We start from the raw sequence: 19,309 nt of genomic DNA on the forward strand, positions 1-19,309 counted from the left end.
TCCTATGATGTGCGTCATGACCAAGCGCACCCCGACCGGCGCCGCCGTCCTGCAGCCGCAGGTGACCCGGGCGATCACCGACGCCGTGCTCGACGAGCTGGCACTGCACGGGTACGGCCGGCTGTCGATGGAGGCGGTGGCCAAACGCGCGGAGGTCGGCAAGAGCGCGCTGTACCGGCGCTGGCCGTCCAAACAGGACATGGTGGTCGCGGCGCTGTCGGAGTTCTCCGTGCCACTGGCCGAAGTTCCGGACACGGGGTCGTTGCGCGGTGATCTGCTCGCGACCGTGCGGGCCGTGCACGACTGGCTGACCCACCCCCGGTTCGCCACGATCCTGCCCGACCTCACCGCGGAGGCCGCCCGCACGCCCGCGCTGGCCGAGGCGATCGCGGCGACGATCGGGGAACCGCGCCGCGCGCTCGGCGCCGTGACGCTCAGGCGGGCGGTCGAACGTGGCGAGCTACCGGCGGACCTCGACGTGGAGATCGCGCTCGACCTGGTCGCCGCGCCCGTCTACTGGCGGCTGTCGGTGCGCCGCGCCGAGGTCGAGCCCGACTACCTCGAACGGCTCGTCGACCACCTGATGCGTGCGCTTCAGTGCTGATAGCTGGGGTAGTCGACGTAGCCGGCCTCGGTCTGGAACCACGTCTCGCGGTCGGTGCTCACGAGCGGCAGGCCCAGCCGGAACCGTTCGACGAGGTCGGGGTTGCCGAGGTACGCGCGGCCGTAGCTGATCAGGTCGGCGCCGTTGGCGAGCCAGCGTTCGCCCTGCTCGCGCGTGCTCTCGTGCGGCCCGATCTGGCCGCCGGGGTTGAGGATGAACGCCGTGGGCCACGCCTTGCGCAGCGCCATCAGCACTTCGTCGTCGGCCGTCGCGAGCACGTGGACGTAAGCGATGTCCGGCAACGCTTTCAGCAACGCGTCGTAGAGCGCGGGCATCTCGGACTCGACGATGTCCTGCACCTGACCGCCGGGTGAGAGCCGGATGCCGACGCGGTCCGCGCCGATGGCGTCCACCGCCGCCTCGACCGCCTCGACGGCGAACCGGATCCGGCCGGTGACCGAGCCGCCGTAGCCGTCGGTGCGCTGGTTCGCGTTGGAGGACAGGAACTGCTGGATGAGGTAGCCGTTCGCGCCGTGCAGCTCGACGCCGTCGAACCCCGCCTCGACCGCGCACCTCGCCGCGTCGCCGAACGCCTGGGCCTGGTCGCGGACCTCACCGGTCGCCAACGCGCGCGGCACCGGTGCGGGCGCCATGCCGGTGGACGTGAAGACCTCGCTGCCGGCCGCGATCGCCGACGGACCGACGGGCTCATGGCCCGCGACCGCGAAGTGGCCGATGCGCCCGCCGTGCATGAGCTGGGCGAAGATCCGGCCGCCGTTGGCGTGCACGGCGTCCGTGACGACCCGCCAAGCCGCGACCTGGTCCTCGGTGTGGATGCCGGGCATGAACGGACCGGCCTGGCCGACGGCGTTCGGGTGGACGCCTTCGGTGACGATGAGACCGGCGGTGGCGCGTTGCGCGTAGTAGGTCGCCGTCGCTGCGGTCGGTTTGCCGTCCACGGCCCGTGCGCGGGTCATCGGCGCCATGACGAGACGGTTCGGCAGGGTCAGGTTTCCGAGCTGGTAGCTGGTGAGAAGCATGAGAGCTACACTAGAAACCTGACGTTGACGTCAGAGGTAGCTTTTGTGGCGGAGGTCTCATGCGCATCGGTGAGCTGGCGGAACGCACGGGCGTGAGCGTGCGCGCGTTGCGCTACTACGAGGAGCAGGGCCTTCTCACGTCCGAACGCAGTGAGAGCGGGCAACGGCACTACAGCGACAAGGCCGTCGACCGGGTGCGGCTGATCCAGCAGCTGTACGCGGCCGGGATCTCCAGCGCGTCGATCCTGGAGATGCTGCCGTGCGTGGTCACCGGTGAGGCGTCCCCGCACGTCCTGACCAAGCTGCACGAACACCGGTCGTCGGTGGTGCGGCAGATCGAGGACCTGCGGGGAACGCTTCAGCAGCTCGACTCGGTGATCGCCGGAGCCGTCAAGGCGCACGAGTCCGGCGTGCCGTGCCCGCCTGCCTGAGGCTCAGATCGTGGCGGTGTCGATCACGAACCGGTACCGCACGTCGCTCGACTGCACGCGGTCGTAGGCCACGTTGATCTGGTCGGCGTCGATCAGCTCGATCTCCGCGCCCAGGCCGTGCTCGGCGCAGAAGTCCAGCATCTCCTGGGTCTCCGCGATGCCGCCGATCATCGAACCGGCGAGCGTCTTGCGGCCCGCGATCAGGCTGAACAGGTTCACCGAGACTGGCTCCTCGGGAGCGCCGACGTTGACCAGCGCGCCCTCGGTCCTGAGCAACGACAGGTAGGCGCTGAAGTCCAGCGGGGCGGACACCGTGGAGACGATCACGTCGAACTTGCCGGCCAGCTCCCGGAACGTCTCCGGGTCGTTGGTGGCGCGGTAGTCGTGGGCGCCGAGCTTCAGGCCGTCGTCCTTCTTGCGCAACGACTGCGACAGCACGGTCACCTCGGCGCCGAGCGCGCGGGCGATCTTGACGCCCATGTGGCCGAGCCCGCCGAGGCCGACGATCGCGACCTTCTTGCCCGGTGCGACGCCCCAGTGCTTGAGCGGCGCGTACAGCGTGATGCCGGCGCACAGCAGCGGCGCCGCGACGTCCAGCGGCAGCGCGTCGGGGATCCGCACCACGTAGTTCTCGTCGACGACGATCTGCTTCGAGTAGCCGCCGTAGGTGACGTCACCGTTGCGGTCGACGGCGTTGTAGGTCTGGATGTTGCCCTTGGCGCAGTACTGCTCCAGCCCGCGCAGGCAGTACTCGCACTCGCGGCACGAGTCGACCATGCAGCCGACGCCGACCCGGTCGCCGACGGCGTACTTCGTCACCTCGGAACCGACCTCGGCGACCACACCGGCGATCTCGTGACCGGGGACCATCGGGAAGATGCCCTCGCCCCAGCCCTCGTTGACCTGGTGGATGTCGGAGTGGCAGATGCCCGCGAACTTGATGTCGATCAGAACGTCGTGCGCGCCGACCGCGCGACGCACGATGGTGGTGCGCTCCAGCGGTGCCTTGGGTGCGGGAGCGGCGTAGGCAGCGACGGTGCTCATCAGGGTTTCTCCTCGTTTCGTCGTGTCGCTTCACGACACTGCTCCCGTTCGAGGGGTCTACCCAGACACCTGGTTTTCGTACGTCCGCCGTGCCTACCACTGGCAGTATCAGGCACGAATGGCCTGGTCCGGGAATACTCGGACGCATGACCGATCCGCGCACCGAGCTGAGCGAGTTCCTGCGCAGCCGCCGGGCGCGGCTGTCCCCCGACGACGTCGGGCTGCCGCGGTACGGCAGGACCCGCCGCGTGCCGGGTCTGCGCCGCGAGGAGCTCGCACAGCTCGCGGGCGTGTCGGTGGCGTACTACACGCGGCTGGAGCAGGGCAACGGTCGCAACGTCTCCGCCGAGGTGCTGGACTCGATCGCGAACGCGTTGCGGCTCAACGACGCCGAGCGCTCGTACCTGCACAACCTGACCCACAGCAAGCCGGGCAAGAAGAAGGCCCCACGAACGCACCTGCGGCCGGCGTTGAAGCACCTGCTCGACGGCGTCAGCGTGCCCGCGTACATCGGCGGGCGCCGGTCCGACATCCTCGCGTGGAACCCCATGGCCGCCGCGTTGTTCGGCGACTGGGGCGAACTGGAGCCACGCGAACGGAACTGGGCGCGCCTGATCTTCCTGCGACCGTCCTACCAGGAGCTCTTCGTCGACTGGCAGAGCAAGGCCGCGGACGTCGTCGGTTTCCTGCGGATGGACGCGGGCCGCTGCCCGAACGACCCCGAGCTCGCCGCGCTGGTCGGGGAGCTCTCCGTGAAGAGCGAGCTGTTCCGGCAGCTGTGGGCCAAGCACGACGTCAAGGACAAGACCTTCGGCGTGAAGAAGGTGCGCCACCCGCTCGTCGGCGAGATGTCGCTGTCGTGGGAGACGCTGCGGATGCCCAGCGAGCCCGACCTGTTCTTCACGACCTACCACGCCGAACCCGGCACCGCGTCCGCCGAGGCTTTGCAGCTGCTCGCGAGCTGGGGCACGGACGCGACCAGGGCCGGGAAGTCTGTTAATACTCAGGCATGAGGACACCGCGTCTGGAGATCGAGTACTGCACCCAGTGCCGCTGGTTGCTGCGCGCGGGGTGGACCGCGCAGGAGCTGCTGACCACGTTCACGACCGAGCTCGGTGAGGTCGCGCTTATCCCCGGCACCGGTGGCGTGTTCGACGTCCGGCTCGACGGCGAGACGGTGTGGTCGCGCAAGGAACAGGACGGCTTTCCCGACCTCGCGGTGCTCAAGCAGCTGGTGCGCGACCGGGTGGCGCCGGAGAAGTCGTTGGGCCACACCGATCGCAAGCACTCAGCCGACGCCTGAGGACAGTCGCGCGTTCTCCGCGGCCTGCGTGACGGTGGGGCCGACCCCGCTGAAGAACACGGTCGGCTTCGAGCAGGACCCCTTGACCTCGTAGCCGCCCGAGACGGCACGCACGAGCGAGTGGCCGCAGTGCCGTCCTGGTGCGATCTCCTTCAGCAGCCGGGCCTCACGCGCGGCGTCCGTCAGCGTGGTGCCGTAGGCGTCGACGAACGAGCTGGGGCTGGAGCAGGAGAGTTTCACCTCGAAGCCACCGACGGCGGCGCGGCTGAGGTTGCCGCTGCACAACGTTCCGGTGTTGTTCTGGAACTGCCGCAGCAGCAACGCTTCGCGGTTCGCGTCGCCGGTGGTGCTGCCGTAGCCGTCGATGAACGCGTTCGGGCTGGAGCAGGACGTCTTGACGACGTACCCGCCGGGGGTCGTTCTCGTCAGGTTCACCGAGCACGGTCCTGCCGCTGCGGCCGGTTCGACCGCGACGACCAGGCTGCCCAGTGTCAGCGCGACGCCGCACAGAGTTGCTCGCACCGGTCCTCCCCTTGTCTTCTTCAACCTCGCGCGGAGAGGGGATCCCGTCAATCGCCCGCACGGCGGGAGGCCAGGGCGCACCTGGCCGCGGTGGGCGCGACGACCGCGGCCAGTGCGGTCCGGGTCAGCGCACCACGTCGTAGACCAGCTTCTGGATGCCGTTCGAGTAGGACTCGCTCTCGACGACCTTCAGCATCTGCTTGTCCTTGTCGGTCTCGCTGAACAGCCGCTTGCCCGCGCCGAGCAGCACCGGGAACACCAGCAGGTGGTAGCGGTCGATCAGGCCCGCGTCGGACAGGTTGCGGTTGAGCGTCGCGCTGCCGTGGATGGAGATCGGCCCGCCCTCGGTCTCCTTCAGGGCGGCCACGTCGTCGAGCGAGCGCAGGATCGTGATGTCGCCCCAGTTGTCGACGAGCTGGTCCTCCTTGAGCGTGCTGGAGACCACGTACTTGGGGAGCACGTTGTAGCGCGGGAAGTAGTCGAGGGTCGGCCACACCGGGGAGAACGCCTCGTAGCTGACGCGGCCCATCATCATCGCCGCGGCTTCCTCCTGCTCACGGCCCTTGATCTCGTAGGCGGCCTCGTCGAACTCGATGTCCTTGAAGGTCCAGCCGGAGCTGCGGTGACCGGGCTCGCCGCCAGGGGCTTCGACGACGCCGTCGAGCGAGACGAACGCGGTGGCGATGAGGGTGCGCATCGGGGTTTCTCCTTGGTTGTCGCACTTGCTGTCATGAGTGCGTCGAACGGTAGATGCCGGGATCGACACCTCGCGGAGAATTTTTCGGCACGTGTGACGGCGGCGCTGAACACCCCACCGAGTCCAGCGCCGCCGGCGTGCTCGGAAGTCTTCCCGCCCGCGCGCCGCACTACATGGGGGCAGAGCCCCCAATTAACGGCCGGGCGTAGGAGATGAGGTCCGCACGGGTCGTTCTGCCGGTGCGGGCCTTGAGGCTCGCGACGTGGCGTTCGACCGTCCGGGGGGACAGGAACAGCCGTTCGGCGATCTCGGTGTTGCCGAACCTGTCCACGACCAGCCTCAGCACCTCGTGCTCGCGGACCGTGACGCCTAGTTTGCGCAGCTCGGCGGGCACCGTGTCGTGGTCGCGGAGGCGTCGTTGACGGGGCGCGCCCGCCTCGCGCAGCACCGCACGGCACGCGGCGGCGACGGCGGGCACGCCGAGCCGGTGGAAGTACTCCTCGGCCTCCCGCACCCACTCCAGCGGCTCGCCCCAGCCGTCGGCGAGCGCGGCCGGACCGACGAGCCGGAGCCCCAGGTGACGCGGGAGGCCGAGGCCGGTGCTCAGCTCCAGCGCTTCCGCCGCCGCCGTCCCCGCCTCGTCCGCGCGACCGTCGCGGCCGAGCAGGACGGCACGGCTCCACGCCAGGTAGACGCGGTACAGCAGCACCTGGGCGAGGTGCGACTCGGCGAGCCGCTCGTACTCGGGCCAGCCCGCGAGGCCGTGCGCGACCCGCACCAGCAGTCGCGGCCCCTGGTAGAAGGTGCCGCGCAGGATCCGCGGTTCCGTGACGGCCCGCTCGACCTCCTCGAACTCGGCGAGCGCGCGGTCGTACCGCTCCTCCATCAACGCGCAGACCGCCGAGCTGTACGACCAGATCTCCTCCGAGCCGCCGTGGTCGCGCAGCCGGGCCAACGCCTGATCGGTCTCCTTGCGCCGTCCGTGCATCGCGGCGATGCCCGCCTCGACGGCCACCGCGAGCAGCTGCAACGCGTCCAGGCCCAGCTTCCCGGCCGCTTCGGCGGCACTGGCACCGCACCGGGCGGCCTCGTCGTACTCCCCGCGGACCAGGTACGTCGACGCCAGGTGCAGGTCGGCGGCGATGAGGATGACGATCGCACCGGCGTCGAGCGCCGCCCGTCTGGCGGCCAGCAGCGTCGTGACGTCGATCGACAGGTACTTGTCCGCGACGCCCAGCTCCAGCAACGCGCGCAGCCGCCAGGCGGCGAGGCCGTGCTGTTCGGCCACCTGCTGCCAGCGCCGGACGTGCTGCCGCGCCTCGGCCAGGTCCTGCCCTCGCGTGCACCGGGTGAGCACTTCCAGGGCCTCGCAGACGATCTCCGGGGTGCCGGTGGCGGCCGCGCGTTCGGCGAGCTCACGCGCCTTGGGCAGGAGGTCGAGCTGGTTGAGCCCGAACAGCAACGTCGCCTTGACGACGTCGACGGCCGCATCGGTCTCCACGGCCGACGCGATCAGGTCGAGCCCGCGTTCCCACTGACCGGCGACGGCCGCGACGCGGGCCTGGGCGAGACGGACCGCCGCCCGGCGTGCCGGCTCGGCACCGGCCGCGGTGAGCGCCTGCTGGAGTCGTTCTCCCAGCGCGAAAGCACGGGCGCCGTTGTCCGCGGGCACGACGACCGCGGCCAGCGGGAGCACGGTGGCGAGCGCGTCGAGCAGGTCCGCGGTGAGGTCCGGGTCGCCGGTCATCGCCTGGCCGCGTTCGAGCAGCTCGACGGCGGTCTCGAACCGGCCGAGAGCAGCGGCGTGCTTTCCGGCGCGCACCAGGGAGTGCACGGCCCTGGCGGTGTCGCCGGCTGCCTCCCACAGCTCGGCGACGAGCTCCAGTTCGGTGGGGCGCAACACTTCCGTGGTTCGCGCGGCCTTTCCGGCGAGCGACGCACGTGCCGTCGGCGTCATCCGGCCTCTGATCGCGTCGGCGGTCAGCGCGTGCCGGAACCTGTCGCCGTGGACGAGCTGCGCGCGTTCGGCCTCCTGCAACAGCTTCGTCGCGTCCGCGACCTCCGCGACCTCCGCCACGACGTCGAGCGGGAACACCGGTCCGAAGATCGCGGCGGCTTCCAGCAGCGCGACGCACTCGGGGCCCAGCGCGTCGACCCGGTGGAGGGTGGCCGCCGCGACGGTGGGAGGCACGGCCCGGAGGTCACCGTTGAGCAGCTCCTCCACGACGAACGGCACGCCGTCGGCGATCTTGGTGAGCTGGGCCAGCACGTCGGCGGGCGGCGGCTCGCCGAGCAGGTGGCGGGCCAGTTCGGCGACCTCGGAGTCCCGCAGTCCGGTGAGCCGCAACGCGGACGCGACCCTGCGCGCGACGGCCGAGTCCGCGAGCCGTTGCGCGCCATCGGGATGCGGCCGCAGCGTGCCCAGGAGCAGGACGGGTTCGCCCGCGAGGTTGTCGAGCAGGTAGTCCACGATCGCGAGCGTCTCGCCGTCCGCGTCGTGCAGATCCTCAAGCACCACAACGGTTTTCTCGGCGGTGAACAGCCGCAGCACCGCTTCGGCCCTGACCACGGCCGGATCAGGCACCCCGGCGGGCGCGTCCGGGGTCATCCTCAGCACCACGGGCAGGTACGCGCCGAGCTGCCGCTCGTCCGGAGCCTTGCGGAACGCCGAGAGCACCGCCTCGCACAGCGCCCGCAACGGCACCGCGCGACTCGCCCGGCCCCTGAGCACGCGGAACCCGCGGTCCGCGACGTGCGCGGCGAGCTCGGACGCCAGCCGCGACTTGCCGATCCCCGGCTCCCCCACCAGGAACACCGCGCCACCGCGACGCTGCTCGGCCCGTGCCACCGCGGCCCGCAGCGCTGAGGTCTCCTCGCTCCGGCCCACCAGCACCGGGGACTGGAACTGCATGGCGCAGCACAGTACCGGTCAGGAATCGAGAAGCACGGCCGAGCCTCCCGCTCCTACCGTTGTCCCCAACGCCAGCGAACAACCGGAAGGACAGGAAAGATGAGCAGCACCAAGGGGATCCGTCAGTTCCACCGCGTGGTCAGCATGGTCTTCATGGCCACCGTCGTGTTCACGGCGGTCGCGCTGACCGTGGACAACTCCGTGGTGTGGGTGTCGTACGTGCCGCTGCTGCCGTTGTTCGTGCTCATGGGCACCGGCGTCTACATGTGGTTCCTGCCGGCCATCGCCCGCCGCCGCGCCGCCCGGCGTGCCGCGACCGCCTAACCGTTCAGCCGGTCCTCGATGTGCGTCAGGGTGGCGTTCAACGCCACCCCGTACACCGCGATCCGGCACGCCAGCCACCACAGCGTCGCGTCCGTCGGGGCGACGACCAGGCCGATCACCAGCTCCCGCACGAGCCGCCGGGTCTGCGCGACCAGCACCCCGACACTCTGGACGATCTCCGCGAAACCCGCGGAGACCGAGCTCAGCCCTCTGATCGCCTCGATGTTGTGCCCCATCAACCGCAGGTGCTCACCGGCACCGTCCCAGCCCGGCACGTCGGACGCGATGAAGGCCTCGAGTTCCGCAGCCATGTCCCGCTGCTCGACCGCGATGTTGTACCAGGTCACGGCATGTGCCGCGATGACCTCCGGCAGTCCGGTGAGCTCGTCCAGCACCTCCTTGAGCGGCCCGATCCGCTCCATCGCCCCGAGTGCGAGCGGCTCGGCCGGTGCGACGAGCGAGGGCAGGGCGGCTTCGCGCACGGGGTCCGGCACCGGACGCCTCTCCCCGGCGAGGTCGCACAACCCGGTCACGATCAGGCGCAGGTTCTCCTCGACGTAGGCGACCAGCTCGTCCTGCCTCGCGTGCTTCTCCAGCACGGCGTCGACGACCCACCGGCACAGCCGCCCGTACACGGTCTCGTCGCCGACGACGACCGCGCTCGCCCGGTGGACGGCCGCGAACCGCACGCGTACGGCCTCGATCTGGTCGGCGTGACGGACGATCTGGCCGGGCACGCGACCCATCGTAGATCGGGAAACCGGGCTTGACCTTGCACCAACGTGCAGGGTCCATCGTGATCGCCATGCAGACCTCAGTGACCCGATGGGGCCGAGCGGGCGCCCTTTACGACCTCGTGGCGAGCGCCGCGTTCCTCACGCCGTGGACCGCCACGCTGATGCTCGACCTGATCGGCGCTCCCCTGCCCGACGTGATGTCCCTGCTCTTCGCCACGTTGTTCGGCACGGTGGTGGTGATGTGGTCGATCGCGCGGTGGCGTCGCCCCGAACCGTTGCTCATCGGCATCGACACCGCCGGTCGGGCGCTGTTCAGCCTGTGGTTCGTGTGGGCGTTGTGGCACGGGCAGACGCCGGTCCTGGCGGTGTTCCTGGTGCTGGAGCTGTTCTGGGGCGCGGCCCAGCTGCGCGCGCTGGTGCGGAGGTAGTTTCCGGTGGTGCGCATATCCGAACTGGCCCGCGCCGCCGGGGTGGGCATCAGCACCGTCCGCTTCTACGAGCGGCGCGGGCTGGTGAACCCGACCGCCCGCACCGGCGGCGGCTACCGCCACTACGACCAGGAAGCGTTGCGGCGCCTGAAGTTCATCCGCCGCGCCCAACGCCTCGGCTTCACCCTCACCGAGGTCGAGCAGATCCTGGACCTCTCCGACGCGCCCGAGCTCGACGACCTGGGTGACGTCATCGCGGAGAAGGTCGCCGAGATCGAGCAACGGCAGCGCGACCTCGACCGGGTTCGGCTGGCGTTGCTCGACGTCGCCGCGAACGGCGTGCGAGAGCAGTGCCCGGTGATCGCCGCGCTCAACTCGTAGGCTGTCACCGACGACGAACGGGAGGTCTGACGTGACGGTGGCCGAGGTCATGGCGGAGCTGGCCGCACTGGAGGACCCGAAGGCGCGCGCCGTCAACGAGAAGCACGGCGACGACCACGGCGTGAACCTCGGCAAGCTGCGTGCCGTCGCCAAAAGGCTGAAGACGCAGCAGGAACTGTCGGTGGAGCTGTGGCGGACCGGTGACACCGCCGCCCGGCTGCTGGCGTTGCTGATCTGCCGCCCCAAGGCCTTCTCCCGCGACGAGCTCGACGCCATGCTGCGCGAGGCGCGGCGGCCCAAGGTGCACGACTGGCTCGTGAACTACGTCGTGAAGAAGAGCCCGCACGCCGAAGACCTGCGCGTCAGCTGGTTCGCCGACGCCGATCCCGTCGTCGCGAGCGCCGGCTGGGCCCTGACCGCGGACCTTGTGGCCCGCGGTCCGGAGGGGCTCGACCTCGCCGGACTGCTCGACGTCATCGAGAAGGAGATGAAGGACGCCCCGGAACGCCTGCAGTGGGCGATGAACCACTGCCTGGCGCAGATCGGGATCTCCCACCCCTCGCTGCGGGCCCGTGCGATCGGCATCGGCGAGCGCCTGGAAGTGCTGAAGGACTACCCGACGCCGCCGAACTGCACGTCGCCGTTCGCGCCGGTCTGGATCACCGAGATGGTGCGCCGCCAGCCGGTCGGGTAGCTACTTCCGGTAGAAGTGCACGTTGCGCCACTGGTGTTCGGCGCTCGCGGTCTTCAGCGTGCCGTAGACGCCGTACTTGAAGTAGTGGTCGCCCTTGGGGCCGTTGTTCGTGTGCACGAGCTTGCCGTTGATTTGACATCCTCTCCGTCCTGAAGGACGACGGAGATTCCCTCCACGCTGCGCGTGGACCGCGCGGCGTCCGGGTGGGTTACCGCTTCACGGCGCGATGCCGGCACACGTGCTGGTCTTACCCGCGCTCCACGGTCGTTTGAGTTGTCCGCCTGCCCGGCGGCCAACACGTTCCTGGCGGCATTGACGTCCCGGTCATGAGTCGCGCCGCACAGGCACGTCCACCACCGCACGGACAGCGGCTTCGGCCCGTCGATCCGCCCGCACTCCGAGCACGTCTGCGACGTGGGCGTGAACCGGTCGATCCGGGCGAACACGCGCCCGTACCTCGCCGCCTTGTACTCCAGCATGCCGGTGAAACCGGACCACCCGGCGTCGTGCACGGACTTCGCCAGCCTCGTGCGGCCGAGACCAGCCACGCACAGATCCTCGACGTACACCGCTTGGTTGTCGCGGATGATCGCCGTGGACAGCTTGTGCTGCCAGTCCCGCCGCGTATCGACCACCCGCGCATGCGCGCGGGCGACCTTCACGAAAGCCCTCTTGCGGTTGTTGGAGCCCTTGACCTTGCGGCTCACTGCTTTCTGCAACCGCGCCAGCCTGCGCGCCGCCTGCCGCAGGAACCTCGGCGCGGCCACCTTCGTGCCGTCCGAGAGCACCGCGAAATGCGTCAAGCCCAGGTCGATACCGACCTCCGACCCAGCCGCCGGCACCGTCTCGTCCTCCTTCGTCGTGACGACGAAGGAGGCGAAGTACCGGCCTGCCGCGTCCTTGACGATCGTCACCGAGGACGGCTCGGCGGGCAGCTGACGCGACCAGCGCACGGGAAGGTCGCCGATCTTCGGCAGCCGCAGGCGTCCGTTGCCCAGCACTGTGAACCGGGCGTTGCGGGTGAACCGGATGGCCTGCCGGTTGTCCTTGCGGGACCGCAACCGCGGCGGGGCGACCTTGCGGCCCTTGCGGGTGCCCGTGACCGAGGCGAAGAAGTTGCGGTACGCGGTGTTCAGATCCGCCAGCGACTGCTGCAACACCACCGCCGACACCTCACCCAGCCACGCCCGCTCCGGCGTCGCCTTCGCCAGCGTGATGACCCGCTTGGACAATTCACCGTCCGAGGGGTACGGCTCACCGTGCTCATGGGCGGTCCGGCGTGCGCGCAGCGCGTCGTTGAACACCACCCGCGCACACCCGAACGCCCGCGCCAGCGCGTCCCGCTGACTGGGCTCCGGATAGACGCGGAAGTTGTACCGCAGCTGCACAACCGGACCGTATCGGATTGACCCAAATGGCCGCTCTCGCGGGTGTTCGTATCGGCAAGCATCCCCTATCGAGCCACACGCACACCTGGTTTCGCGACGAAGTACCGGCACAAGATGTTCAGCGACCAGCACCCGACCCGGCCGACTTCAACGACGTCTCCTACCAACGGATACGGCCAGATTCCCCCGACATCGTGCGTCACTACTGACGGACACAACGCCTCCGGCCAGGCCCCCACGTCGCCGGCTCAGCCAACGCCACCCCGATCAGCGTGCCGCGGCAGTACACCAAGCGGCCGACCCAGAGCACACTCGGCCGTGGCCAGCCTCCCGCGCGGGCCTTCACCACCGGGCTGAAGCCCGGCGCACTGGCCCGCACATCAGTAGCTCGTGATCTCGCCGCGGCTCTGGATCTGGAGGTTCCACGCGGGTGTGTGTTCCTGCCACCCGGTCCCCACAGGCCCGGCGAAAGCAGTCGGCTGGACTGCGGTGAACGTGAGAACAGCGGTGCCGATGATTGCGGCTATTCGTCGCATGAGACGCAGTCTGATCTTTGCGAGCCATTTCCGCGAGCACCGAAATTTCGACGCCGAAAAGGTGGGCAGCGTCGCCGCCGCCCACCTGGTCAAATCAGTTCACGCGTTTCGGTCAGTCACCGTAGGGGTTCTGCATCGAGACGTGGACGTGGTCGTAGTGACCGCCGGTCACACCGCTGCCCGCGGTGTAGTTGCGCCAGCCCTCGGACGCGCGGGCGACGCTCCAGATCTTGCCCTGCCAGATCACGTACCGGACGTCGAGCTTGACCGCGTACTTCTGCAGCCAGTAGGCGAGCTTCCAGCCCTGGGCCTTCTGCGCGGCGGTCGGGTAGGTGCCGATCGCGTTGGAGATCGTGCAGTCCAGCGCGTTGCCGGTGTTGTGGTTGCTGGTCGACGGCTCGCCAGGACGGTAGTCGCCGACGTAGCACTGGCGCTCACCGGTCAGCGAGGAGATCTGGCCGCGCACGAACGCGGTGCGCTTGGAGGCCTGCGGCGCGCGAACGGCCTGGGACGGCTCGTTGTTGGTGGCAGGAGCCGGGTACGGGGCGCCGGGGCTCGGGTCCGGGTCACCACCGGCGTCGCCGATGCGGTGCGAGGCGTTCTCGTTCTTGAGCTCGGCCTTCAGGTTGCCCTTGGCGCCGGGAGCGAACGTCTGCTTCGCGCCACCGTAGTTGCTGTTGTAGAAGACCGTGACCGACTTCGTGGTCTTGTTCCAGACGGAGGCGGCGTTGTTCTTCACGCACAGGCCCTTGCCGTTGCCGGCGCCCTTGAACTCGTAGCAGCTCGGCTGGTCGTCGCCGTAGTCCGCGACCGAGTCGGCGAAGTCGGACACCGAGCCCGCCTCGTCGCTGTTGTAGTACAGGCAGAACTCGCCCGACTCGCACGTACCGTTGCGGTCGGTCGCCGCGTTGGCGACACCGGCGCCGAAGGACGCGCTCACCAGCGCACCCATCAATGCCACGAAAATCGTTTTCTTCAACACGTTATGCCCTTTTCGTTTCCGCGGATCCGACATGGCACGCCGTCCCCCGATCGGCGCTGTCAGAACCGCGCTAACGCAGGGGAAGCAATGTTGCGCCGGAAGCATCTCGGCCGCCGCTGACATTCCACTGACACCAGCCGCAACCGATTTGTCAGGGCCGTGGAAACTCGTCGAGGCGCACCGACTGGGCCCTCGGATACTTCCTTCCCGGCATCGGAGCCGGTGATCCGGTGAAAGACACGGGCGTGCCCGCCAGCAACAGGGTCAGCCCGTCCGGCAGGTCGTCGCGGGAGACGAACCACGACCCGCCGCGGGTGTCGGTGATGAACCCGTGCGACTGCCCGGACTTCCAGGTCGTCACGGTCCCCCGCCTGCGGCCGCGAGGCGAGCCGGCCGGTGAGGCGACGGCCTCCGACGAGCGCACGAACGGGCTGCGCAACGGGTAGTCCGGCTGGTCGGCCGGGGCGAACAGCGCGTCGAAGCCGGGGGTGAACGGTGTCGCGGCCCGCAACGGCGCCGCGGTGCGCGGGGTCCAGGCAGGTGCCTTGTCGATCGTCCGCACGTCGACGACCGGCACGACCACGTGCACGCCCCGCGCGGTGAGCCTCGTGACGAGCGGGGCGAAGTCGGCGTCACCGGTGAGCAGCACGACCCACTGCAACGGCACGGAGACCGCGCGGTCCCACGCCTCCAGCGCGAGGTGGACGTCGACGCCCTTCTCCTTGCCACCGTGCAGAGGCAGGTCGTGCCGGGTGATGCCGGCGGCGGTCAGGGCCGCGTCGAACGAGACGGCCGGGGTGTCGATGCGGCCGCGGGCGTAGTGCGCCTCCGCGACCACGCACTCGTCGAGCGGACAGCCGGTCTCCACGTGGACGAACCAGCGCAACGCGTCGTGCAGACCGTCGAGCGAGATCCGCGCGGCCCGCCGGTGCGCGGTCGCGTAGAAGTCGCTCAGGTACGCGAACCACGTGCCGTCGTAGAACACTCCGATGCGGACGATCTTCCCCACCGCGCGGACACTACCCGGTGGACTCGGGGAAGTCGCAGCTCACGGCACCTCGCAGCGCCCAAAACCGGTGGCGCGGGTGCGCGATGATGGTGTCGATGTCGATCCAGCTGGCTTTCGGGGTGACCGCCGGGCCGGGGTTGAGCTGCTGGCTCCCCTCGTCGGGCGGTACGGCCGCGCCCCGGCTCGCCGAGGCGCGGGTCGGCGCGCACCCGCCGGGGTCGCCCGTGGCCGTGGGACCGGCCGACGCGGACCCGGTGGAGGCGACCCGGCAGCTCGCCCTGCTGGTCACCGGCGGACCGGAGGCGGCGGGCGCGGGCGTCGACCTCGGCGGCGGCTTCACCTCGGCGCGGCTGGCCGGCGCCCGCGGTGACCGGCGGGACGCGGTGCTCGCCGCGCTGCGGGTCCTCGGCGCCGACGGCGCGCACCGGCTGGGCGACCGGACCGCCGTCCTGGTGGCGCTGTTCGGGCCGGCGGCGACCAAGCGGGTCGGCGCCGCCACGAACACGGCCGTCAGCGAACGGCGCTGGGCGGCACTGGAACTGGCCTCGGCCGCGTCGGAGCTCCTCGGGCCGGAGCAGCTGGAACGCGTGCTCGACCTCCGCACGCCGGACGGCATCGACCCGTTCCCGCGCGGTGCGGCGTCCACGCTCGCCGACCACCTGTCCCGCGTGCTGTCGCGCTACCAGCGGCCGCGCCGGCTGTCGTTGATCATCAGCCTGTGGGAGCACGTGTGCGCCGAGCTGGCCGCACGGCAGCGCGTGGCACGACGGGCCGCGACGCAGACCCGCGCGGACCGGGTGGACAAGCTCCGCGAACGCCACCGCGTCCACTTCGACGAGGCGGTGCTGCAACAGCTGAGGTGGTCCGTCGGCGAGACGCCGACGCTCGCCGAGGCCGCCCGCTGGCGTCCACCGCCGTACTGGACCTCGTGGGAGCTCGAGCGTCTGCTGCGCGACGCGATCGCGGCGACCGCGCTGCTGCGGTTCGCCAGGACGTTGTCCGACGAAGGCATCGCGGTCGCCGCGCAGAGGCACCGCGCCGAGCTGGTCGCGGCCGACGAGTGCCTCACCGAGGAACAGCGGGCCGACGCCGCGCGCCGTCCCGAAGGCGCCTACAGTCACCCGGCGCGGCCCGGCTGCTACGTCCACCACCTGGTGCAGTCGCTGAGCCCGGACCGGCCGATCAGCGCGAAGACCGAGAACCAGGTGAAGACCCGCGTCGCCATGGCCCGCAACTACGGCGTGGTCGTCTTCGACACCGTGACGCAGCTGCTCGGCGAGCTCGGCGACCCGCTGCAGAACTGCTGGGACGCCTGCAAACCGTGGCACGTGGCGGCGCTGCGGCCGTGGCGCACAGCGCTGGGGTACGTGCGGGCGCCGCGGAGCTGGGAACAGCCGCCGCTGTCCGACGTGCACGCGGACAGCCCGGACCTGCCGCTGGCGCAACGGATCGGCACCGCGGACCCGGCCGAAGTGGAAGCGCCGCACGACCTGCTCTGGCTCGCCGACCTCGCCGACGCCCTGGCACCGTTCCACGGCAGCGACTCCGCCGAGGTCCGCCACGAACGCCCCCACCCGGACCTGACCTACGACGCGCCGCCGCGGCCGGAGCCGGGCAGGCCGCGCGCCGACTCCGTCCCGCTCGCGGCCGCCGCGGTCGCGCAGCTCGTGATGTTCGGTGCCACCCCGCCACCCCGTTGCGGCAGCTGGGCAGAACTGGCGGCCGGGGTCAGCGCGGACGCAGTGGTCGCGGAGGCCAGCGTCGGCGCCTTCCCGATCCCGCCAGAACTGTCCGCAATGGACGGACAGGTCGTCGCAGGACTGACCGTGGAACTCGGCCACGAGCCGAGGCAGCTCGCCGGCTGGTCGAGCTACATGGGCAATTGCATCGGCGAGTCCTGGTACGCCGACAAGGCGCGCCGCGGCCTGTGCGTGCTGATGGCGTTGCGCGACCCCGCCGACGGCCGCGTCGCCGCGAACCTCGACATCCGCCGGCACACCGGTGGCTGGCACGTCTACGAACTGCGCGCCAGGTTCAACGACGACGTCACCCCCGCGCTGGAAAAGCACATCAAGCGGTGGGTGGACGGCATCCCGGTCCCCGCACCGCCCGAGCCGGAACCGCTCGTGCCCGTGCCCCCGGTGCGCGCGCGACGCCGTCCTGTGGCAACCCGCCTGCCGTCCGAACTCGTCACCGCACTGACGAAGGCGGTCGAACGAGAACTGACGTCGACCGCAGCCGTGTCCGCGCGGCGCACTTATGCCGCGCTGGCGAGCGGACTGGGACGACCGGGTAGGCCGGCCGACTTCGAACCCGACGCGGCGGTGATCGCGTTGAAGCGCCGGCCCGGCCACACCGACCTGGTCCGCACCGCCCTCGACTCGGGCCTGAGCGCCCAGGCACTGTGGCAGGCGACCCGAGTCCGCCCGCTCACTGCGGCGGTGGAGAGCCTGCGCGAGCACGAACGACTCGGCGCCCTCACGAACGGCTCACCGCTGCCGCGAACGTTGCGCGCGCTCGCCCGCCTGCCGGAGATCGCACCGGCCCACGCGATGGACGTGGTGGCCCGGGCGATCCGCGCGGCGATGGGCGAACTGGTCGGCGACGACGCACTGGCACGGTCCGTCGCCCACCGACCGTCGACCGAACTGCTGTGCGTGCTGGCGATCGCGACCACCTGCACGGCGGGCTCCCACGACACGGTTCAGGTGGCGGGAGCTCGAAAGACGGCGGTTCCGGGCTTTCCGGCCAGCGATCTGTCCGATGAGGACGGTCCGTGGCGAGCCGCGATGGCCGCCGCCGCGGAGCTCGGCGCCCCCGTGGACGTGTTCTGGGAGCACATCGCCGAGCACGGCCTGGTGGTGCCCGCCGCGCTGGTGGGCGCCAGCGGGTGGCCGGTGCTCTGGAGCCGGGCGCACCGCTGAGAGCCCGGCTCCACTCGTTCCGCGTCGGGGCACAGGAACGAACGACGCGCCCTCACCGGCAGGCGGCAACTCGACACCGCCGTTCATCAGCCCGGTCGGCGAGTCGAGGTACTGGGCGAGGAACGACAGGTACGGCTTGTGCCGGACGAGCCGGCTGGGATCGGACACCATGACGGGCCACGCGTCGGAATCGTCGTTCCTTCACACCTCCGCTGACGGCAGTCAGCCGTCCGCACTCCGCCGTAGTGGGTGATCTGGGAGCCCTGCACGTCGCCGCGCACGTCCGCGGCATCGCGCAGTCCGCAGGAGAGCTGGTGGTCACCGTCGAACGCGACCGTGACGAGCGCGGGGTCGGCGCCGCGGATCCCCCAGCGAATCGGCCGGACCAACCCCAGGTCCGGTGCCGGCACATCCCGACCGGGGCAACTCACACCCACCGGGGTGCGTCTGACCTGGGTACTCGCGCATCGGTCCGCCGCATGGGAAAATGACCGCCCCTGGAAGCGGCACCGCGAGGTTTCGAACCTGCTCCGTCCCGTGTAACCCCCTGGCCACTGGACGGACCTGCCGTGAGCTCGGTGCTCAGGCCCACGAGCCCCGCATGGAGGCATAACCGCATGACGAAGACCGCGAAGAAGAAGAACGAAGTCGAGGTCCGCGAGCCTCGGCCCAAACCGCGCCGGGACGTCTCCCACGTGCCGTGGCGGGTCTGGGTGGTCGTGTGGAGCGCCATCTCCGCGGTCACGAGCCTGGCGGGCCGGGGCAAGAAGCACTGACGGCGGTCATTCAGCGGGCAGCGCCGCGGCCAGCCAGGCGACGGACGCGCCCGCGACGACGTGGATCGCGCTGGTGAGCCAGGAGTCCGGCAACGGCGCCGCCAGCGCGAGCACGGGCAGTGCGACCGCGTACGCCACCGCGGGCACCACGGGATGCGTGCGCGCCTTCACCATCGCGATCCCGAACAGCACCGCACCGACGGCGAACACCACCGCGCTGCCCAGCAACGCGAACCTCGTCGGCCCGGCGAGCACCGGACCGTCGACGTAGAACAACGCCACGTTGAGCGTGAACGCGGCGCCGCCGAACAGGCCGAGCCCGATGACGTTCGTGGTGAAGGCCAGGGCCCCGAACCCGCCACCACCCTGGCGCAGGTGCAACGCGGTGAGCAGCGGGAGCGCCAACGCGGGTGCGATGCCGAGCACGAAGCTCGTGGCCGCGATCTCGCCCGTGACGACCTCGACCGCGGCGGGCAGGCTGATGCACAGCCCGGCGAGCACGCCGGTCCACCGCGCCAGAACATCCAGTGTCATGTGCATTCTCCTTGTGCGACAACGGGTTCGCGACGGACGCTACG

General features: G+C 70.5%; 21 protein-coding genes. 10 read left to right on the plus strand and 11 right to left on the minus strand.

Annotated features, from left to right (window positions below; all coding sequences use genetic code 11):
• Positions 1-16 precede the first annotated feature (16 nt).
• Entirely contained in the window at positions 17-604 is a 588-nt protein-coding gene (locus tag AOM45_RS37080; RefSeq protein ID WP_236703961.1) for a TetR/AcrR family transcriptional regulator, read from the plus strand.
• Here AOM45_RS37080 and AOM45_RS37085 read toward each other — a convergent pair.
• Entirely contained in the window at positions 595-1,644 is a 1,050-nt protein-coding gene (locus AOM45_RS37085; RefSeq protein ID WP_030474172.1) for an alkene reductase, read from the minus strand. The genes AOM45_RS37080 and AOM45_RS37085 overlap by 10 nt on opposite strands.
• A gap of 59 nt (positions 1,645-1,703) precedes the next feature.
• On the opposite strand from AOM45_RS37085, the gene AOM45_RS37090 reads away from it, so the two are divergent.
• Positions 1,704-2,075, plus strand: coding sequence for a MerR family transcriptional regulator (locus tag AOM45_RS37090; protein WP_030474171.1), 372 nt, complete (start codon positions 1,704-1,706; stop codon positions 2,073-2,075).
• Positions 2,076-2,078: 3 nt separating this feature from the next.
• Here the strand turns inward: AOM45_RS37090 and AOM45_RS37095 are convergent, their stop codons facing one another.
• Positions 2,079-3,119, minus strand: a complete 1,041-nt coding sequence (locus AOM45_RS37095) for an NAD(P)-dependent alcohol dehydrogenase (RefSeq protein ID WP_030474170.1) — start codon at positions 3,117-3,119, stop codon at positions 2,079-2,081.
• A gap of 146 nt (positions 3,120-3,265) precedes the next feature.
• Here AOM45_RS37095 and AOM45_RS37100 point away from each other — a divergent pair, with 146 nt between their 5' ends.
• Positions 3,266-4,132, plus strand: a complete 867-nt coding sequence (locus AOM45_RS37100; RefSeq protein WP_051784860.1) for a helix-turn-helix domain-containing protein — start codon at positions 3,266-3,268, stop codon at positions 4,130-4,132.
• Positions 4,129-4,422: an Rdx family protein gene (locus AOM45_RS37105; protein WP_030474168.1), complete on the plus strand. Its 294-nt coding sequence runs from the start codon at positions 4,129-4,131 to the stop codon at positions 4,420-4,422. Before AOM45_RS37100 ends, AOM45_RS37105 begins: the two co-directional genes overlap by 4 nt.
• Here AOM45_RS37105 and AOM45_RS37110 read toward each other — a convergent pair.
• The 3 genes from AOM45_RS37110 to AOM45_RS37120 form a co-directional block, all read right to left on the minus strand.
• On the minus strand, positions 4,408-4,944 hold the full coding sequence (locus AOM45_RS37110; protein WP_030474167.1) for a hypothetical protein: 537 nt from the start codon (positions 4,942-4,944) through the stop codon (positions 4,408-4,410). The genes AOM45_RS37105 and AOM45_RS37110 overlap by 15 nt on opposite strands.
• A gap of 124 nt (positions 4,945-5,068) precedes the next feature.
• Complete coding sequence (locus AOM45_RS37115) at positions 5,069-5,641, minus strand: dihydrofolate reductase family protein (protein ID WP_030474166.1); 573 nt, start codon at positions 5,639-5,641, stop codon at positions 5,069-5,071.
• A gap of 169 nt (positions 5,642-5,810) precedes the next feature.
• The gene (locus tag AOM45_RS37120) at positions 5,811-8,552 is read right to left on the minus strand and encodes an ATP-binding protein (protein WP_030474165.1); all 2,742 of its coding nucleotides are present in this window, start codon (positions 8,550-8,552) and stop codon (positions 5,811-5,813) included.
• Positions 8,553-8,651: 99 nt separating this feature from the next.
• Between AOM45_RS37120 and AOM45_RS37125 the strand changes: the two genes are divergently transcribed.
• On the plus strand, positions 8,652-8,876 hold the full coding sequence (locus AOM45_RS37125) for a hypothetical protein (RefSeq protein WP_030474164.1): 225 nt from the start codon (positions 8,652-8,654) through the stop codon (positions 8,874-8,876).
• Here the strand turns inward: AOM45_RS37125 and AOM45_RS37130 are convergent.
• A complete protein-coding gene (locus AOM45_RS37130) occupies positions 8,873-9,613 on the minus strand; it encodes a hypothetical protein (protein ID WP_156094491.1) in 741 nt (246 codons plus the stop codon). The two genes, AOM45_RS37125 and AOM45_RS37130, sit on opposite strands and share 4 nt — an antisense overlap.
• 68 nt (positions 9,614-9,681) lie before the next feature.
• On the opposite strand from AOM45_RS37130, the gene AOM45_RS37135 reads away from it, so the two are divergent.
• Genes AOM45_RS37135 through AOM45_RS37145 form a run of 3 tightly spaced genes read left to right on the plus strand, consistent with a single transcriptional unit; the run spans position 9,682 to position 11,116 of the window.
• Positions 9,682-10,041 carry a hypothetical protein gene (locus AOM45_RS37135; RefSeq protein WP_030474162.1) on the plus strand — a complete coding sequence of 120 codons (360 nt, stop codon included), beginning with the start codon at positions 9,682-9,684 and terminating at the stop codon, positions 10,039-10,041.
• A 9-nt stretch (positions 10,042-10,050) separates the two neighbouring features.
• A complete protein-coding gene (locus tag AOM45_RS37140; RefSeq protein ID WP_030474161.1) occupies positions 10,051-10,422 on the plus strand; it encodes a MerR family transcriptional regulator in 372 nt (123 codons plus the stop codon).
• Positions 10,423-10,471: 49 nt separating this feature from the next.
• Positions 10,472-11,116 carry a DNA alkylation repair protein gene (locus tag AOM45_RS37145; RefSeq protein ID WP_030474160.1) on the plus strand — a complete coding sequence of 215 codons (645 nt, stop codon included), beginning with the start codon at positions 10,472-10,474 and terminating at the stop codon, positions 11,114-11,116.
• A gap of 53 nt (positions 11,117-11,169) precedes the next feature.
• Here the strand turns inward: AOM45_RS37145 and AOM45_RS37150 are convergent, their stop codons facing one another.
• The 4 genes from AOM45_RS37150 to AOM45_RS37160 form a co-directional block, all read right to left on the minus strand.
• Positions 11,170-12,504, minus strand: coding sequence for an RNA-guided endonuclease InsQ/TnpB family protein (locus tag AOM45_RS37150; protein WP_156249760.1), 1,335 nt, complete (start codon positions 12,502-12,504; stop codon positions 11,170-11,172).
• 380 nt (positions 12,505-12,884) lie between these two features.
• The gene (locus tag AOM45_RS51325) at positions 12,885-13,040 is read right to left on the minus strand and encodes a hypothetical protein (protein ID WP_156094128.1); all 156 of its coding nucleotides are present in this window, start codon (positions 13,038-13,040) and stop codon (positions 12,885-12,887) included.
• A gap of 112 nt (positions 13,041-13,152) precedes the next feature.
• Positions 13,153-13,992, minus strand: coding sequence for a peptidase inhibitor family I36 protein (locus tag AOM45_RS50080; RefSeq protein ID WP_081902440.1), 840 nt, complete (start codon positions 13,990-13,992; stop codon positions 13,153-13,155).
• Positions 13,993-14,173: 181 nt separating this feature from the next.
• Positions 14,174-15,031 carry an NYN domain-containing protein gene (locus tag AOM45_RS37160; protein ID WP_030470498.1) on the minus strand — a complete coding sequence of 286 codons (858 nt, stop codon included), beginning with the start codon at positions 15,029-15,031 and terminating at the stop codon, positions 14,174-14,176.
• A 95-nt stretch (positions 15,032-15,126) separates the two neighbouring features.
• Between AOM45_RS37160 and AOM45_RS37165 the strand changes: the two genes are divergently transcribed.
• Together AOM45_RS37165 and AOM45_RS51330 are read left to right on the plus strand one after the other, a co-directional pair.
• On the plus strand, positions 15,127-17,955 hold the full coding sequence (locus AOM45_RS37165; RefSeq protein WP_030470497.1) for a hypothetical protein: 2,829 nt from the start codon (positions 15,127-15,129) through the stop codon (positions 17,953-17,955).
• Positions 17,956-18,572: 617 nt separating this feature from the next.
• Complete coding sequence (locus AOM45_RS51330) at positions 18,573-18,731, plus strand: hypothetical protein (protein WP_156094127.1); 159 nt, start codon at positions 18,573-18,575, stop codon at positions 18,729-18,731.
• A gap of 6 nt (positions 18,732-18,737) precedes the next feature.
• Here the strand turns inward: AOM45_RS51330 and AOM45_RS37170 are convergent, their stop codons facing one another.
• On the minus strand, positions 18,738-19,265 hold the full coding sequence (locus tag AOM45_RS37170; protein WP_030470496.1) for a hypothetical protein: 528 nt from the start codon (positions 19,263-19,265) through the stop codon (positions 18,738-18,740).
• Positions 19,266-19,309: the final 44 nt, after the last annotated feature.

It is taken from the genome of Lentzea aerocolonigenes, assembly GCF_000974445.1.
Classification (GTDB): domain Bacteria; phylum Actinomycetota; class Actinomycetes; order Mycobacteriales; family Pseudonocardiaceae; genus Lentzea; species Lentzea aerocolonigenes.